The following is a 17,048-nucleotide window of genomic DNA, read 5'->3' on the forward strand; positions in this document are numbered from 1 at the left end:
TAATTTGTATCAATTCTGTCAGGACATTGTGATTCATGGAAGTAAATGACTAATAGTTAAAGGTAATCCACAATGTTTCTGCCACCTATCAACGGTATTTGCTAGGAGCATTGTTACTGTCATAGGCCCCACACCTCCAGGCACAGGAGAATAAGCAGCTACTTTATCTTCAATTTCAAACATCTTTACATCTCCACACAGTTTGATCTTTTTTCTCTCTTTCAGATTTTCTTCTTCAGCTTTAAGTCTATGAATACCTACATCAATAACGACACAATTATCACTTACATGATTTTTTCCTATTAAATAGGGCTTTCCAGCAGCTACAACAAGCAAATCAGCCTCCCTAGTTATAGAGACTAGATCTTTAGTTCTTGAATGAGCAACCGTAACAGTGGCATTTGCGGCTTCAAGCATTAGAGCCATTGGCTTGCCAACTAGGATGCTCCTTCCAACTACCACAGCTCTTTTTCCTTCTATTGTTATTTGGTTTCTCTTAAGCAGAGCCATAACACCTGCAGGGGTACATGATCTTGGGCCTTTTTCACCCTTTATTAATCGTCCAAGATTCAAAGGGTGTAATCCATCAGCATCCTTGTCAGGATCAATACTCCTAAGCAAGGAATCCTCATCCAGATGCGAAGGCAAAGGAAGTTGCAATAAAATTCCATCAACATTCTTCTGCTCATTCAAACTTTTAATGATTTCTCTAAGTTCTTCCAATGAAATATCTTCTTTTAAATGATTAGCAAAACTTCTAACACCTATTCGATCGCATGCTTTTTCCTTGTAATTGACATAAACTCCACTTGCAGGATCGTTACCAACCCTTATCACAGCTAAACCTGGGGGTCGCTTCGCAAATTGTGATCCAGATTCTATAGTCTGTTTAAGAATTAGTTCAATCTCCTGAGCAAGTTTTTTTCCATCTAAAATGTTTGGCATAAATAAAAATGAATACAATTACAATTAATCAACGCATTAAACCTAGCGTTAGGCGTAGGTGAAAAAAGCCTATGGCTAAATTACCGAGTCCAAAAAAAATATGGAGAATATGGTTAGGGAGCCAATCTCCCAGACGTCCAATACTTCGCTGGTCAGCAACTGACAAGTTAGGTCTACTATTGGTCTGCCTATTAGTAGCAATATTTTCAAGTTATAAGTTACTTGCTGTTCCGGATCTCAAACCTGGAGATATTGCTCAAATCAACGAAATAGCACCAAAAGATGCATTAGTAATAGATACAAAAGCACTAAAAGAGAAGAAAAAAGGCTTAGAAGACAATTTCCTCCAAGTTATCGATGAAAATCAAACAAATAATTTAGAAAAGATTGTTTTAAAGAAAATAAAAAAACTTCGCACCTTAAAAGATTCTACTTTCGAAGCAGATCTAAATAAAATTAATCCAACCGATTCAGAAAAGAAATGGCTGATTAATGTTTCCAATAGTGAATGGAAAAGCTGGGAAGAAGAGATGAAAAAAGCATCAAAGAGAATGTTATCTCAAGGAATTATAAATACGCTTGCATTTGATCAGCTTAATGAAGCTTCATCTCTACAGTTACTAGATCTAGGTGTCAAAGAATATCCAAGCAGATCATTAGGAGCGAAAGTATTATCGAGTAGTTTTTATCAGAAAAGTAATTTAAAAATTGATTATTCGAAAACAAATATATTACTTGAAAATTTAATAAATAATGACGGACTAAAAATTATTAAAGTTAAAAAAGGTAGCTTAATATCAAAGAAAGGAGAGCCAATAAGTTCTCAAGACTTTGATATCTTAGAACATTTTAACAAGGTAAGTCGAAGTCCTAGGCCATTAAAGTGGTTAATAACCTTCATAGAATCTATGGGAAGTTGTGGGTTACTTCTTATGATCATGAGAAGAGAGAAGCCCAGACTTAAAGCTAAGCATGCATTACTTTCTTTAACTTTATTATTTGTAGTTCAACTAACAAAAGACTGGCTTGGTCCGCTTGCAAGCCCATTGCATTTAATATTACCTCCTACACTCCTTCTTTCACAAGGAATAGGTACAACGACCTCATTAGCTTGGATGGCTGCTGCAAGTTTAATATGGCCAACATCTCTTGATAGCTCAAATGAAATTAGATTAATAATTGCTTGCATTGCTGGATCATTTATAGCCTTTTTAGGCAGAAGGATGAGAAGCCGTGCACAAATTCTTCAAATAGCAGTTTTTATACCTTTTGGGGCATTGTTAGGACAATGGTTTATATTTAATCAACTAATTGAAGCAAAAAATTTAGAATTTAATAATCTATCATTTGATACTAATTCTCTACTGAATGAAACACTTATTATAAGTGCAATGCTGATGGTAACGATATTAATTATTCCTATATTGGAAAATACTTTTGGATTACTTACAAGAGCAAGATTAATGGAGCTAGCTGATCAAGAACGTCCGTTACTTCGCCGATTATCTAGAGAAGCACCAGGTACATTTGAGCATACTTTAACAATTTTAAGTCTTGCAGAGGAAGGAGCAAGAGTAATTGGAGCTGATGTTGACTTAATAAGGACTGGAGCCCTATACCATGATGTTGGAAAGCTTCACGCTCCTAATTGGTTTATTGAAAATCAGAAAGATGGAATAAACCCCCATGAAGAAATCAAAAATCCATATAAAAGCGCAGATATTCTTCAAGCACATGTTGATGAAGGATTAAAGCTTGCAAGGAGATATCGACTTCCATCACCCATTGCTGACTTCATTCCAGAACATCAAGGTACTTTAAAAATGGGTTATTTTCTTCATAAAGCCAAAGAAAGAGATCCTTCTGTTTCTGAAAAACGTTTCAGATATAAAGGCCCTATTCCTCATTCCAAAGAAACGGGAATACTCATGCTTGCAGATGGTTGCGAAGCAGCATTAAGAGCTCTAGACGCATCATCATCGGATAATGATGCTTGCAAAACAGTAAGGAAAATAATTCAGTCTCGTCAGATTGATGGCCAATTAAAAGAAAGTAGTTTAACGAGAGCAGAAATAGAAATAATACTCAGGGCTTTCGTCTCTGTCTGGAGGAGGATGCGCCACAGAAGGTTGAAATATCCCAGTTTAAATTCAAGGTAGGAAATTAGTATCTATTGAAATGAAACATTTAATGAGTTAAAGCCTAATTCTTCTGTGACCTCTTCTACACCAGTAGAGTAGGGCTAATAAATTCAGAAAAGCAATAAGTAATGATAAGCCGCTAATACCAAAAAGATCATTTACTTTGATCAACCTAATTATCCCATAAGGCAAAGTTCCTGAAAGAGTCATAGACAAAGCAACTATTGATAAAATCACACCCCAACCTCTTTGAGCAAATAAACCCGCAGAAGCGACAATCCCAGTTGCTGCAGATGGCCAAGCAAGGCTGATAGCAATTGTTATATTTGCCGTTTGAAGAGGTGGTCCTGATCCAACTACATAGGCAATAAATGGAATTGCAAGAGTATTTGAGACTAAGCCAAACCAAGCAAGTGTCCAGTAGCCGCGCATTCCTGAACCCATTTTTAAAAAATTATTCCTTCCAATAGAAACATACGACCTTAATCACAATTTATTTTAAGCGAGAGACAATTGCAAACAATTAGATGGATAACAAACTGTTCTCCAAGTTCCATTTCCTGCAAGCACTTGTACACCTATTCCTCTGTCTTTAATTGTGCACTTCAATCCTTGTCCATTGCACCAAGATTTTGCAGCAAAAAGTGCTGCATCAATACTTTCATAAGGAGCATCTAGGACATGATGAGGAGCCCCATCAAGTCCTGTAAGTCGGTAAAGATTTCTTTTTAAAGCCATTTATGTGCGCTTATCGAATCGTCACAAGATATATTAATCTTTGAATAATGTTTAATGAAGTTTTTCTAAAAAAAAATTTACGCAACCCTATTTCACATATCAAAAAGGGCCTAAGTTAAACACCTTTTTTCTCTGCCTTGGCGAGATCATGTTGCGGATGAATGGATTTCCTTCCCTCAGCGGCTACTAATCTATTAAGCGCATTTATGTATGCTTGCGCAGCTGCAACAACAACATCAGTATCAGCTGAATGACCCGAGAACAGGCTTCCATCTCTTCTTATTCGAATCGTAACTTCTCCTAAAGCATCTATTCCTTCCGTAACGGACTTTACAGAGAATTCAATTAATTCATTCGGTTCTTCAGTTAGAGAGTTTAAAGCTCGCACTACTGCATCAACAGGACCTGTACCTAGGGAAACAGCGGTTTTTTCCTCACCATCTTCTCCAACGACAGTTACGGTTGCAGTGGGTCTTAGCGATGTGCCACAACTTACTTGGACCAATTTTAATTGGAAAAAAGCTTCTGGAAGTTGAACTTGCTCACTAACAATGGCTTCTAAATCACGATCTGTTATCTCTCTCTTTCTATCAGCTAAGTCTTTAAATCTAGCAAAAGCATCATTAAGATCTTCTCTATTCAAATCATACCCAAGGTCTTCTAATCTAGCTCGAACTGCACTCCTACCACTTAATTTACCTAAAGAAATTTTATTGTCTGACAAGCCAACTGTTTTTGCATCGATAATTTCGTAAGTGAGCCTATTCTTCAAAACTCCATCTTGATGTATTCCAGACTCATGCGCAAAAGCATTCGCTCCAACAATTGCTTTATTTGGTTGAACGACCATACCAGTTAAATTAGAGACCAATCGTGAGGACTTAGTTATTTCCTCTGTTCTAACTGCTGTTAAAGGGGTTGGAGATTCAGGAGGTCTCCCAAAAAAAGGATTAAAATATGATCTTCTTACATGTAAAGCCATAATCAATTCCTCTAAAGCAGCATTACCTGCTCTCTCTCCGATTCCATTAATCGTGCATTCAAGTTGTCTAGCTCCATTCTTTACCGCCTCAAGGAAATTTGCCACAGCAAGTCCTAAGTCGTTATGGCCATGAACAGAAAGAACTGCTTCATTTATATTTGGAACATTTTTGTTAATATTCAATATTAAATCTCCAAACTCAGAAGGTGTTGTATATCCAACGGTATCTGGAATATTTATAGTATTGGCACCTGAAGATATGGCTAATTCAATTATTTCATATAAAAAATCCAAATCACTTCTTGCTGCATCTTCACAAGAAAACTCAACATCATCTACAAAACCTTTAGCATAGCTAACCATATCTGGAACAATATCGAGAACTTCTTTTCTGGATTTCCTTAATTTATGTTCAAGATGAATATCACTAGTTGCGATAAAGGTATGTATCCTTTTTTTTGGTGCTGGAGCTATTGCATCGGCACAAGCTTTTATATCAGGTTTTGAGGCTCTTGATAATCCGCAAATAATAGGTCCTTCTTCTCCACCTACTTGCTCAGCTATTTTCTGAACTGCAGCAAAATCGCCAGGGCTAGCGAAAGGGAATCCTGCCTCAATAACATCTACGCCTAGTCTTGCTAATTGTTGAGCAATAGCCAACTTTTCTTCTAAATTCAGACTCGCGCCAGGGGATTGTTCTCCATCTCTTAATGTGGTATCAAAAATTAACACTCGGCCTGGATCTTTGGCCATAGCATGAAAAATATAAAAATAACTAGACTTTTTGAAGTCTAGAATAAATTTAATTGTAGTATATTTCTAACAAATTTTTACAAAAAACATTAAGTTTCTAACTAATCAATTGATCTTTTTCTTTTTTTTATTTCTAAAAATTTAAAATTTAAGATTGAACCTCAAATTTGCATGAAGAAATTCTAAGTAATAGTTCAAAATTAACTATTTCTAACTTACTAAATCACGTGTCTAATCTAACTAGATTTGGATTAGAACTTAAAGTTTATCTATTCTAGTGCGACTAAAGAGTATAAGTATCCAAAGATCTATTTCGAAAATCTTGGAGTTTTAATGGCTAAAGGCAATCTCGCCATAGTCCTGCATGCCCATCTACCTTACGTGAGATCAGAAGAACCTGGTTCACTTGAGGAGGATTGGTTCTTTCAAGCTCTGGTGGAATGTTATTTACCACTTTTAGAAACCCTTGAAGAGGCCTCGAATGCAAAAGATCAAACACCTAAGATCACAATAGGTTTATCGCCAACTTTGCTTTCGCTTTTAGAGGATGACCTATTAAAGAATCGCTTTGAAGCATGGGTAGCTATTAGATTAGAACTCTTAAATACATTTGAAACAAACTGCAGAGCAGCAGTCCTGCATCTAAAAAATCACTTTAAAAAACAATTAGAAAGCTGGAAGAGGTGCAAAGGTGATCTAGTAGGAAGATTTAAGCAATTACAATCATCAGAAGTAATTGATATTCTTACTTGTGCAGCCACTCATGGATATCTTCCGCTTTTAAGAGAAAACCCGGAAGCAGTTAGAGCTCAATTAAGAACTGCAGTCAGAGAACATCAACGACTTTTTGTGAACGCTCCGTTAGGCATTTGGTTACCCGAATGTGCGTATTACGAAGGCTTAGATGAATTAATGGCTGAAGCTGGCCTTAGATATGCAGTTCTTGATGGACATGGATTATTGAATGCAGAACCCAGACCAAGATATGGATTGTATGCTCCAATTTGCACTAAAAAAGGAGTTGCTTTTTTTGGTAGGGATAGTGAATCAACTCTTCCAGTTTGGTCAGCAAGGGATGGTTATCCTGGCAATCCAAACTACAGAGAATTCCATAGAGACTTGGGATGGGATTTATCGATAGAGAGTTTAAAAAAAATAGGTATTAACGAGAAAAGGCCATTAGGAATTAAATTATTTAAGATTACTTCTCAAAATACATCTTTAGCTAACAAAGAAGAATATGATCCACAAGCTGCAAAAGAAAGTATTAAAAAAGACGCCGAAAATTTTTTAAAAGCAAGAAAGAAGCAACTTATAAATCTATCTAATTCAATGCAAATAGAGCCATTGTTAATTGCTCCATTTGATGCAGAGCTTTTTGGACATTGGTGGTTTGAAGGACCAAAATTTCTCTCAAATATATTTGTCAAATCAAAAAATGAAGGTATTAAATTAATCACGCTAAAAGAGGCTCTTCAATCAACATCTAAAATCCAATTATGCAATCCTTCTCCATCTAGTTGGGGACAAGGTGGCTTTCATGATTATTGGTTAGACAAATCAAATGCATGGATTGTTCATGAATGGAGTAAAGCTGGGAGAGAGATGGTAAGTATTTGCTCAGATGGTTTAATAGATGAATCAAATATAAAAATAATTAGACAGGCTGGGAGAGAACTTTTATTGTGTCAATCCTCTGATTGGAGTTTTATTCTCAAGGCAGGAACAACTACAGAGCTTGCTAGAGAGAGAATCAACTTGCATCTAAAAAGATTTTGGATGTTAATTAATGCTATTAAAGATAGTAAAATCATCAATCAAAAAACATTTAAAGAAATAGAGAGAGAGGATTGTATTTTTCCTCTAATCTCTCCTATAGATTGGAAAAAGAAAATCTAAATTTTCTTTTTTATTAGAAAGTTAATCATTCCTAACCGAACCTTGAATGGGGCAATAGAAAATAATTTGAGCATAACAATAAAAAGTCTTGGCAAAGGAAGCGTATTAGTTAAATATCCATACCAATCTTTTTTGGGTAATTTAAAAAAAGTATCAAAAAAAGATCTTAAGAGGGATTCGTCAAAACTCATTAGACGTTGAAGTCCAAACTGATAAAGCCGATGTCTTTGGACTAATTCAGTAGTCCAAAGAGTATTCCATCCTCTTCTAGCTATCTGAGATGTAGGCAGAGAAGGATCTTTTTTAATTGTTTTTGCTATTACCTTTGCTAATGAAGGTGCTCTTCTTAAAAGTGATCCGACAAGGTAACCAGATGCAGGATGAACCATACTGGCCGAGCCTCCAAAAGCCAAAAGAGGTTGATCTCTATATGGCAATGGCAAATTCATAGGAAAAAGACAATGCTCTTCATGAATTATCTCTTCAATTTGAATTCCTTTGCTTGATAATCGTGCAATTAATCTTGCTTTTAAAATTTCAAAAGAAACAGGAGGCGCACATGCCAAGGAAGTTTCCTCAACAAAATAACTTCCATCTCCCAAGTCCATTGCATAAAGGAAAGAAGGGGGCTCACTTAGTTGCTTTGAATTCAAATGGTCAGGTCTGAAATCCATTAAGACAAAACGATTCTTCTCTACTGGAGCAGAGCTAAACTTCCCAACTACACCATACGCCGCCTGCTTAGCAATTTCATCATGATCAGGTCTTCTAATAAAAGGGGTTTTGTGACCGCTTGCATCAATTACAAGCCTGGCGAAATATTTGTTTCCAGAAGTGCAAATCACAGTTGTTTCTTTTTCACGAAAATCTATTTTTTTTACTGTCTCAACTTGCCAAGAAAGTCCATTGCATCTTTCTAGAAGAGCTTCTTGAAAATTAATTGAATTAAACAGACCGTAATCAAGAGAATGGTTTGTACAAATATTGCCTTCTTCATTCAAACCATCTCCAAAAAAACTAACAGTATCTTTCCACCTATATTTAAGTAACTCCTGCATATTTAAAGACTCAAGCTCAGAGGCCCAGATCCCATAAGTATTTGGCCAGGGTTCTAGAGGAGACTTAGAAGCTATTGCCTGAACTTTAATTCCTTGTTGAACCAACTCAGCAGTAATACAAAGAGCAGCTGGTCCTGCTCCCATAACTAATACGTCAGCAGAATCAATCAATTTCAATTGTTAGACATTGGATCAGTATTTATTGGTTCATCAATTGTGGATGATTCTCTCCCTTCCTCATCATTTGTTTGTTCTCGAGGGACTAAAACAACCTCCGACAACTTATCACCATTATCAAGTTTCTGAATTCTTACCCCTGTTGCAGCTCTTGATTGTTGAGAGATTTTATCGGCACTAGTTCTAACAATTACTCCTCTTTCACTAACCAATAATAATTCTTCTCCTTTTCCTAGAACCCTTAGACCTACAAGCTCATCACCATCTTTTCTGAATTTTATTGCTCTTAGTCCCATGCCTGCCCTCTTTTGCAAACGAAATTGTGTAACAGGAACTCTTTTCCCAAGTCCATTTCCTGACGCAACAAGAACCCAAGGGCCCTCAGAGACTGATGACTCATCCTCTAGTTCTTCTTGCACCTCACTTTTATCAACATGGTCAGCTAACTCAGTAGATAAAACATCCATACTTACAAGTGAGTCTCCAGACTTTAGATTCATTGCCCTAACCCCTCTTGCTGCTCTACCTAAAGGACGTAATTCGGAATCATTTAATCTAAAATGGATAGTCATTCCATTTTTAGAACCAATCAAAACACTGTCGCCAGATTCAGCCAATCGAACCCAAGTCAAAGCATCTCCACCCTCTAGACCTATTGCAATTAATCCATTTGCTCTAATTTTGCTAAAAGATGAAAGAGGTGTTCTTTTTATAAAGCCTCCCCTCGTAAGCATTAACAAATAGTTTTCATCATCAAAAGAACTCACAGAAAGTAATGAAGTAATAGCTTCTTCCCTTGGAATTGGAAGCAATTGAACAATGGGAGTGCCTTTTGCAGTTCTACTACATTGAGGAACTCTGTAAGCGGGAAGTGCATAAGCAACTCCTCTATCACTAAAAAGGAGGAGGCTATCATGATCATTACAGCTAATAAATTTTTTCACTTCCTCCTCTCCTTGGCTTCGGGTTCCTGCTTTACCTCTAGTACCTCGACTCGTTGCTTCAAATTCATTCACAGGCATCCTCTTTAGGTATCCTGTTTCGGTCAACAAAACAACTGATCTTTCATTTGCAATCAAATCAATATCCTCAAGACCTCCCCCTAGATCTAGTATTTCTGTTCTTCTTGTAGAATTATATTTATCTTTTATTTCATTTAATTCTATTTTTGTGATTTCAAAAACCCTTTCTTTCTTATTTAAAATATCTTTTAAATCAATTATTTTTTCAACTAAATCTTCATGTTCTAGTCTTATTTTATCTGCTTCTAATGCAGTCAGCCTTCTTAGCTGCATCTGCAAAATAGCATCAGACTGAATATCTGTTAAGCCATGAAGTTCTTGTAATTTAGTTTTAGCTGTAGCCGAATCAGAGGCTGATCTAATGAGACTAATTATTTCATCTAATTGATCTAAAGCTAATAATAATCCTAGTAATATGTGATCTCTACTTTCTGCCTTTTTTAGGAGATATTTAGTTCTTTTTTCAATAGTTTCTACTCTAAAATCTAGAAATACTTGCAACATCTTTCTAAGTGACAATGTAACTGGTTCACCATTGACTAATGCAAGCATATTTGCACTAAAATTAGTCTGCAAAGGAGTGAGCTTAAATAAATTATTTAAAACAACTTGAGGGTAAGAATCTCTTCTTAACTCAACGACAATTCTCATTCCATCTCTGTCACTTTCATCTCTTATATCTGCAATCCCTTCAAGTTTTTTATCATTAACCATATCAGCGATTCGCTCTATTAATGCTGCTTTATTTGTTTGATAAGGAAGTGCAGTTATTATCACTGCATCCCTATCTGGTCTACCTGTATTCTCAATTGTTTCTATTTCAGCAACTCCACGCATTGTTATTGATCCTCTGCCTGTAATGTATGTTTCTTTAATTCCACTTCTGCCAAGTATCTGTCCACCAGTTGGAAAATCCGGGCCTTTGATAATATTCATCAACTCTATTTCTTCTAACTCAGGATTAGAAATTAAAGCCATCAATCCATCAATCAATTCCCCCAGATTATGGGGAGGTATGTTTGTTGCCATACCTACAGCTATTCCAGAAGATCCGTTTAATAACAATTGAGGTATTCTTGCAGGCAATACTGTTGGCTCTTGAACAGATCCATCAAAATTATCTGCGAAATCAACTGTTTCAGATTCAATATCTTCAAGCAAGCTATCAGTGGTCAAAGATTGCAATCTTGATTCCGTGTACCTCATTGCAGCCGGTGGATCATTATCAACAGATCCAAAATTCCCATGCCCATCAATGAGGGGCATTTGCATTGAAAAATCTTGCGCCATCCTAACCAAGGCGTCATAAACGGCTGTGTCACCATGGGGATGGAATTTACCTAAAACTTCTCCAACCACACGTGCACATTTCCTGTATGGCCTATCACTAGTTAGCCCAAGCTCATACATGGCATACAAAATCCTTCTATGAACAGGCTTAAGTCCATCTCTCGAATCAGGCAAAGCTCTGCCAACTATCACACTCATCGCGTATTCCAAGTAGGAACGCGACATTTCGTTTCTTAAATCAGTCTGTATGATCCGATCGTCGGATTCCCCAGGACCAGTACTATTAGGCCCCAATGGATCAGCCATATATAAGTGTTTTACCAATTATAAGAACATCTGTGAATTAATAAACCTTTTAAAGTGAATAACCATACATCTGAAAGTAAATCACCCTAAACGAAATCAACTATTACAAAAACATGATATAAATTGGCTCAAAGCAGCCCAAATAATCTTCCAATAATGAAAGAAACACCAAAATCTTGATTATCTATTCCCAACATTTGCTCAATTTGGCACTTGAGTTGGTAGTTTGACGAGAACTTACAAAATTTAGGTGTGAATATTCAACTAGGACGCACCAAAACCGTTCGAAGAGCCTACGGAATTGATGAAATTGCATTAGTTCCCGGAGGAAGAACAGTTGACCCTGAAATCACAAAAACCAATTGGGAAATCGGTGGCATTAAAAGAGATATTCCCATAATCGCTAGTGCAATGGATGGCGTTGTGGATGTAAAGATGGCATTGGCCCTCTCGAGCTTAGGAGCCCTGGGTGTTTTAAATCTAGAAGGAATTCAAACTAGATATGACGATCCTGAAGAAGTACTAACCAAAATCCAATCAATTGGGAAGGAAGGATTTGTTCCTTTAATGCAAGAAATTTATAAGCAACCGATAAAAGAAGAATTAATTTCAAAAAGAATTCAAGAAATTAAAAAAGGTGGGGGAATTGCTGCAGTAAGCGGAACCCCATTAGCCGCGATTAAGTACAAGGGGTTAATCAAAGAATCAGAAGCTGACCTGTTCTTTTTACAGGCAACTGTTGTTTCAACAGAACACCTGGGGAAAGAAGGTAGTCAAAACCTCGACATTTATGATCTTTGCCAAAATATTGGATTGCCAGTTGCCGTTGGAAATTGTGTTACATACGAAGTCTCTTTAAAGCTAATGAGAGCAGGAGCAGCCGCGGTAATGGTTGGTATCGGCCCTGGAGCAGCATGTACCTCAAGAGGGGTATTAGGTGTTGGTATTCCACAAGCAACAGCTATTTCTGACTGCGCTGCCGCAAGAGATGATTTTCAAAAAGAAAGCGGAAAATATGTTCCAATCATTGCTGACGGTGGAATTATCACTGGTGGGGATATTTGCAAGTGCTTAGCTTGTGGTGCCGACTCAGTTATGATTGGATCCCCAATTGCAAGATCTCAGGAAGCTCCTGGGAAAGGTTTTCATTGGGGGATGGCAACTCCAAGCCCTGTCCTACCAAGAGGAACGAGGATCAAAGTGGGTACAACAGGAAGTTTAAAAAGTATCCTATGTGGCCCTGCAGTTCTTGATGATGGAACGCACAATTTATTGGGTGCAATCAAAACCTCTATGGGAACTTTAGGTGCTACCAATATCAAAGAAATGCAAAAAGTTGAGGTAGTTGTGGCACCATCTTTGTTAACAGAAGGAAAGGTTTACCAAAAAGCACAACAACTTGGAATGGGAAAATAAAGTTACCGAAAGATTTCATAATTAAATACAATCGCTAAAATTAAGTAGTGAGAGCCTCAGCTTTCACACTCCTCACACACAAAAATGCCCGACACGTTCGGGTTTTTATTATTAAATGCACTTAAATCAATATTCAAACTTCGTTTAAAAATGGCAGCAAAGCTTTTTTTAGGCAAAATACAATTGTTATGATCAAGTTCTTAAGACTTCCAAGGTATGTCCACAGCTTCTGCAGTAACTGATTCATCATTCGAACAAGAAGTCCTCCAGAGTGATGTGCCTGTTTTGGTTGATTTTTGGGCACCATGGTGTGGGCCATGCAGAATGGTTGCACCAATTGTTGAGGAGATCTCAAAAGATTTCGAAGGAAAAATAAAAGTTTTCAAATTAAACACTGATGAGAACCCCAATGTTGCTAGTCAATATGGGATCAGAAGCATTCCAACTTTAATGATCTTTAAAGGAGGGCAGAAAGTAGATACTGTTGTTGGTGCAGTTCCTAAAGCAACCCTCTCTGGGACGATATCCAAGCATCTCTAAATGGCAAATTGTAGATTTCGCTTTTCAAGCTCCTATTAAATGATTTCAGGGTAGATCTATTGGCAAAAATTGGATTAATAGATTATGGGATGGGTAATCTTTTTTCAGTATGTCAAGCTTTTAAAAGGGTTAATCAACCTTTGGATGTTATCAGCGATGTAAAAAAACTCAATTCTTGTGATGCGTTAATTCTTCCTGGAGTAGGTGCTTTTGATCCTGCTATGAGTAATTTAAAAAAAACTGATTTAATTCCTTCAATAACTGACTGGATAAATAACGGAAAACCTCTTATTGGAATTTGTTTAGGGTTACAACTTCTTTTCGAGACTAGTGATGAGGGAAACTCAAAAGGTTTAGGAGTTATAAAAGGACATATTCGTAAATTACCTCAAGAAAAAAATGAGAGGATTCCTCACATTGGTTGGTCTCCAATATATAAAACAAATAAATGTCCTATTTTAGAAAATTATTCTGATTCTAGCTGGATGTATTTCGTCCATTCTTACTCGGCATGTCCTTTAGAACAGAAAAACACCGTTGCCACTACAAAATACGGTAAGACTGATTTTTCATCCATGGTCTGGCATAAAAATACTGGTGCCTGTCAATTTCATCCCGAAAAATCAGGAATCGCAGGACAAAAACTTATTTTCAATTGGATTAATTGGTTGAAAAAAACAACATTTTAACTTGAAAGGAAAACTTAAACTTATTTCGGGGAAAAGAATAGAAAGTCCTTTAAACAAAAAAACAAGGCCTACTTCTTCCAAAGTCAGAGAGGCAATAATAAATATTCTTGGGAAAGACCTGGAAGGAGCATGTTGGTTAGATCTTTGCAGTGGAAGCGGCGCAATGGCATGCGAGGCACTTCAAAAAGGTGTAAAAAGGGTACTTGCAATTGAGAATCAGAGGGAAACAGCAAAAACATGCAAGAGAAACCTTATCGAAGTATCTAATAGTATGGATAATTCAATACATGTTGAAGTCATATGCAATGAACTGATCTCCTTTTTAAAAAAAGGACCAAAAAACAAAAAAATTGAATTTACAAAAGACTCTCAAAGTACTGAGAAAAAATTTGATTTTGTTTTTCTTGATCCTCCATACGAATCTGGTTTATATGAACTTTCTCAAGAACTTTTATTGTCTAAGCAATGGGTTAAAGAATCATCTACTTTGATATGCGAATGCTCATCAAAATCAATGCCAAGAATACATAATGGTTGGGAACTAAACAAAGAGAAATTTTATGGAAACACCTCTCTTCTTTTTCTTATTCCCAATCAGGCATTGAACTACTTCGACGATACTGATTCCATGCACTGACAAAAAGACCTAATAAAGTTATTGGAACAAGCCCAAGAACAATCCCACACAAGAGTGGTTCAATCATTGGCTAAGATTTCTATTGATTACTAAAAACAATTCTTTCATGTCAAAGAGGTTTTAGTGAATACTCCGTCATCAAAAGCATTAATTAATAAGGATCAAAAGATTAGTCCTTGGAGAATATTCTTGTTATCCTCTGCAACTTTTGTCTTCATTATCTTTCTTTGGAGCATGGGAAGCTTTAAACAAGACCCTTTCATAACTGAAACTTTGTCTATTCAAGGTGAAGCTTTATCTGGCAGCAAATTATTCAAAATCAATTGTGTCGGTTGCCATGGGATTTCCGCTCAAGGTTTTGTAGGCCCCGACCTCCATGAAGCTACCCAAGAAATGAATGATAAAAAGATAATAAATCAAGTTATTCGTGGATTGACTCCGCCAATGCCAAGTTTTGAAATTGACCCTCAATCAATGGCAGATCTATTGGCCTATATGCACTCTCTTAATAAATAGTGATTAATAAAAAAACTCTGATTGTAGTGCTGGTTGAGCCATCAGGACCAATCAATATTGGTAGCGTCGCAAGACTCTGTAAAAACTTTAGTGTTAATGAATTAAGGCTAGTCTCTCCTAAATGTGATTATTTAAATCAAGAAGCAAAAAGGATGGCCGTCAGAGGAGTAAACATTTTAAAAGAAGCAATTGTATATGAGGATCTAAATTCAGCCCTCTCAGACTGCTCTAGGATTATCGCTACTTGCGGGAGAACAGAACATGGAGATATCCCTCTTAATTCAAATAAAGATGCACTCTGCTGGGCTCTCAAGTCAAAACGAGAAGAAACAATAGCTTTGGTTTTCGGAAGAGAAGATCGAGGTTTGTCTAACGAAGAACTTCTTAAAGCAAACAAAGTAATCAGTCTTAATACAAGTGGAGATTATCCATCCCTAAATCTTTCTCATGCAGTAGCAATCATTCTTCATGAATTAAATCAATTTAATGAGATTGGTTTATCAAAACACCATAAAACAATAAGCTATCCTGCTAATTTAATTAAATTAGAAGATTGTATTGATGATGCAGGTAGCCTTTTACTTGATATTGGTTTTTTAATGAAACATACTTACAAAGCCAAAATGGCAAAAATAAAAAAATTGCTTGTAAGAGGTGAGATAAAAGATGATGAAGTTGCTCTAATTAGAGGAATAATTAGTCAAGCAAGATGGAAGATTAAAAATAAAGAATGAATTATTAAAATAACAAGCTACAATAAACAGGAAAGATTTATATACATTTAATTCAAAGTGAAAAGTTATCTCAAATTAATAATAAACATATTCTTAACGAGTATCGGAATATCAGTTTTACTTGGGACCTTACTAAGCATAATTGGTCCTATTAATCAAAGCTATAAAATAAACAAAAAAATCAATATAGGAAAAAAATCATCAAGGTCTTTGGGAAAAGAATTGCTAACCAGAAGATCCAACTTGTCATTATTTTACAGTAATAAATTAGAGGGATTTGAAAGGCAAAAAGAATTAATCAATAAATGGGAAACCCTTATAGTAAAAAATCCAGATTTAAATGTTAGTGCTTTTTTCTTGTCATTAGACAATAAAATCTATGCTGGAATAGAATCTGAAACCAGTTTGTCTGCAGCAAGTAGCATTAAAGTTCCTATATTAATTATTTTACTTAGGATGCTAGAGAAAGAAGAAATATTTTGGAATGAAAAATTGATACTGACAGAAGATACAATTGGTGGTGGTTCAGGATGGATGGCATATCAAAAAATTGGAGAAGGATTCCCTGTTTTTGAAGTAGCTTCAGAAATGATCAGAGTTAGTGATAATACAGCAACTAATTTACTAATAAAACGAATAGGAGGAATAAACATAGTTAATGAAAAATTCAAAGAAATTGGGTTGAAAAATACACAGCTAAATAACTATCTTCCTGACCTAGATGGAACAAATCTTACATCTACAAAGGATCTATCATTAGCAATGGCTCTTGTAGACAATGGTTATCTACTTAATGTTAGTTCTAGAGATATTTTTAGAGAAATAATGCAAAAATCAAAAACAAATACACTAATACCATCTGGAATTTTAAGAGGTCTGGGGAAAGAGTCTCAAGAAACTGACTATCATCTTTCATTGAAAGGTTATTTAGTTCACAACAAAACTGGTGATATTGGAATCGCTTATTCAGATACCGCTCTAATTCAAACTCCTTATAACTCCAGAGCATTCGCAAGTTTTATAGTTAAAGGCCCCTATAACGACCCAAGGTCTGCAGAGTTGATAAGAAATCTATCCGCAGAATTAGTACCATTTTTAGTTCCAGATCAAAAATCAAGTAATCAAAATTAAAATTTTTACCGGCTTAAATAAACTTTTGCTATTTATTATCGTTTTTTTTTTGAACTTAATCAATCTAAAGTGGC

At 36.0% G+C, this 17,048-nt stretch carries 16 protein-coding genes; 9 read left to right on the forward strand and 7 right to left on the reverse strand.

Going from position 1 to position 17,048, the window contains the following annotated elements:
• Positions 1-33: 33 nt before the first annotated feature.
• Entirely contained in the window at positions 34-945 is a 912-nt protein-coding gene (gene folD, locus AC6EI2_RS04180; protein WP_498463146.1) for a bifunctional methylenetetrahydrofolate dehydrogenase/methenyltetrahydrofolate cyclohydrolase FolD, read from the reverse strand.
• A 71-nt stretch (positions 946-1,016) separates the two neighbouring features.
• Between folD and AC6EI2_RS04185 the strand changes: the two genes are divergently transcribed.
• Positions 1,017-3,104 (forward strand): HDIG domain-containing metalloprotein, encoded by a 2,088-nt coding sequence (locus tag AC6EI2_RS04185; RefSeq protein WP_498463147.1) that lies wholly within the window; start codon positions 1,017-1,019, stop codon positions 3,102-3,104.
• 36 nt (positions 3,105-3,140) lie between these two features.
• Here AC6EI2_RS04185 and AC6EI2_RS04190 read toward each other — a convergent pair whose 3' ends face one another.
• The 3 genes from AC6EI2_RS04190 to AC6EI2_RS04200 form a co-directional block, all read right to left on the reverse strand.
• Positions 3,141-3,530 (reverse strand): hypothetical protein, encoded by a 390-nt coding sequence (locus tag AC6EI2_RS04190; RefSeq protein ID WP_498463148.1) that lies wholly within the window; start codon positions 3,528-3,530, stop codon positions 3,141-3,143.
• A gap of 54 nt (positions 3,531-3,584) precedes the next feature.
• Entirely contained in the window at positions 3,585-3,824 is a 240-nt protein-coding gene (locus AC6EI2_RS04195; RefSeq protein ID WP_498463149.1) for a hypothetical protein, read from the reverse strand.
• Between the two features lie 115 nt (positions 3,825-3,939).
• Entirely contained in the window at positions 3,940-5,559 is a 1,620-nt protein-coding gene (locus tag AC6EI2_RS04200) for a 2-isopropylmalate synthase (RefSeq protein WP_498463150.1), read from the reverse strand.
• A 333-nt stretch (positions 5,560-5,892) separates the two neighbouring features.
• Here AC6EI2_RS04200 and AC6EI2_RS04205 point away from each other — a divergent pair, with 333 nt between their 5' ends.
• Complete coding sequence (locus AC6EI2_RS04205) at positions 5,893-7,458, forward strand: glycoside hydrolase family 57 protein (RefSeq protein ID WP_498463151.1); 1,566 nt, start codon at positions 5,893-5,895, stop codon at positions 7,456-7,458.
• Here the strand turns inward: AC6EI2_RS04205 and crtL are convergent.
• Together crtL and gyrA are read right to left on the reverse strand one after the other, a co-directional pair.
• Positions 7,455-8,684, reverse strand: coding sequence for a lycopene beta cyclase (gene crtL, locus AC6EI2_RS04210; RefSeq protein WP_498463456.1), 1,230 nt, complete (start codon positions 8,682-8,684; stop codon positions 7,455-7,457). The genes AC6EI2_RS04205 and crtL overlap by 4 nt on opposite strands.
• A 5-nt stretch (positions 8,685-8,689) precedes the next feature.
• Positions 8,690-11,311 (reverse strand): DNA gyrase subunit A, encoded by a 2,622-nt coding sequence (gene gyrA / locus AC6EI2_RS04215; protein WP_498463152.1) that lies wholly within the window; start codon positions 11,309-11,311, stop codon positions 8,690-8,692.
• A 252-nt stretch (positions 11,312-11,563) separates the two neighbouring features.
• Between gyrA and AC6EI2_RS04220 the strand changes: the two genes are divergently transcribed.
• From AC6EI2_RS04220 to rsmD, 4 genes are all read left to right on the forward strand, one after another.
• Entirely contained in the window at positions 11,564-12,727 is a 1,164-nt protein-coding gene (locus tag AC6EI2_RS04220; RefSeq protein WP_498463153.1) for a GuaB3 family IMP dehydrogenase-related protein, read from the forward strand.
• A 216-nt stretch (positions 12,728-12,943) separates the two neighbouring features.
• A complete protein-coding gene (gene trxA, locus AC6EI2_RS04225) occupies positions 12,944-13,267 on the forward strand; it encodes a thioredoxin (RefSeq protein ID WP_038653576.1) in 324 nt (107 codons plus the stop codon).
• A gap of 59 nt (positions 13,268-13,326) precedes the next feature.
• A complete protein-coding gene (gene hisH / locus AC6EI2_RS04230) occupies positions 13,327-13,956 on the forward strand; it encodes an imidazole glycerol phosphate synthase subunit HisH (protein ID WP_498463154.1) in 630 nt (209 codons plus the stop codon).
• A gap of 1 nt (position 13,957) precedes the next feature.
• Positions 13,958-14,593 (forward strand): 16S rRNA (guanine(966)-N(2))-methyltransferase RsmD, encoded by a 636-nt coding sequence (rsmD, locus tag AC6EI2_RS04235; protein WP_498463155.1) that lies wholly within the window; start codon positions 13,958-13,960, stop codon positions 14,591-14,593.
• On the opposite strand, the gene petG is transcribed toward rsmD, so the two are convergent.
• A complete protein-coding gene (petG, locus tag AC6EI2_RS04240) occupies positions 14,541-14,660 on the reverse strand; it encodes a cytochrome b6-f complex subunit V (RefSeq protein ID WP_011294783.1) in 120 nt (39 codons plus the stop codon). The genes rsmD and petG overlap by 53 nt on opposite strands.
• 56 nt (positions 14,661-14,716) lie before the next feature.
• Here petG and AC6EI2_RS04245 point away from each other — a divergent pair, with 56 nt between their 5' ends.
• The 3 genes from AC6EI2_RS04245 to AC6EI2_RS04255 are packed head-to-tail and all read left to right on the forward strand — an operon-like array spanning position 14,717 to position 16,974.
• Entirely contained in the window at positions 14,717-15,109 is a 393-nt protein-coding gene (locus AC6EI2_RS04245; RefSeq protein WP_498463156.1) for a c-type cytochrome, read from the forward strand.
• Complete coding sequence (locus tag AC6EI2_RS04250; RefSeq protein ID WP_498463457.1) at positions 15,106-15,843, forward strand: RNA methyltransferase; 738 nt, start codon at positions 15,106-15,108, stop codon at positions 15,841-15,843. The genes AC6EI2_RS04245 and AC6EI2_RS04250 overlap by 4 nt, the downstream gene beginning before the upstream one ends.
• Positions 15,844-15,900: 57 nt before the next feature.
• Positions 15,901-16,974, forward strand: coding sequence for a serine hydrolase (locus tag AC6EI2_RS04255; protein ID WP_498463157.1), 1,074 nt, complete (start codon positions 15,901-15,903; stop codon positions 16,972-16,974).
• Positions 16,975-17,048: the final 74 nt, after the last annotated feature.

It is taken from the genome of Prochlorococcus sp. MIT2302 (genome assembly GCF_059772385.1).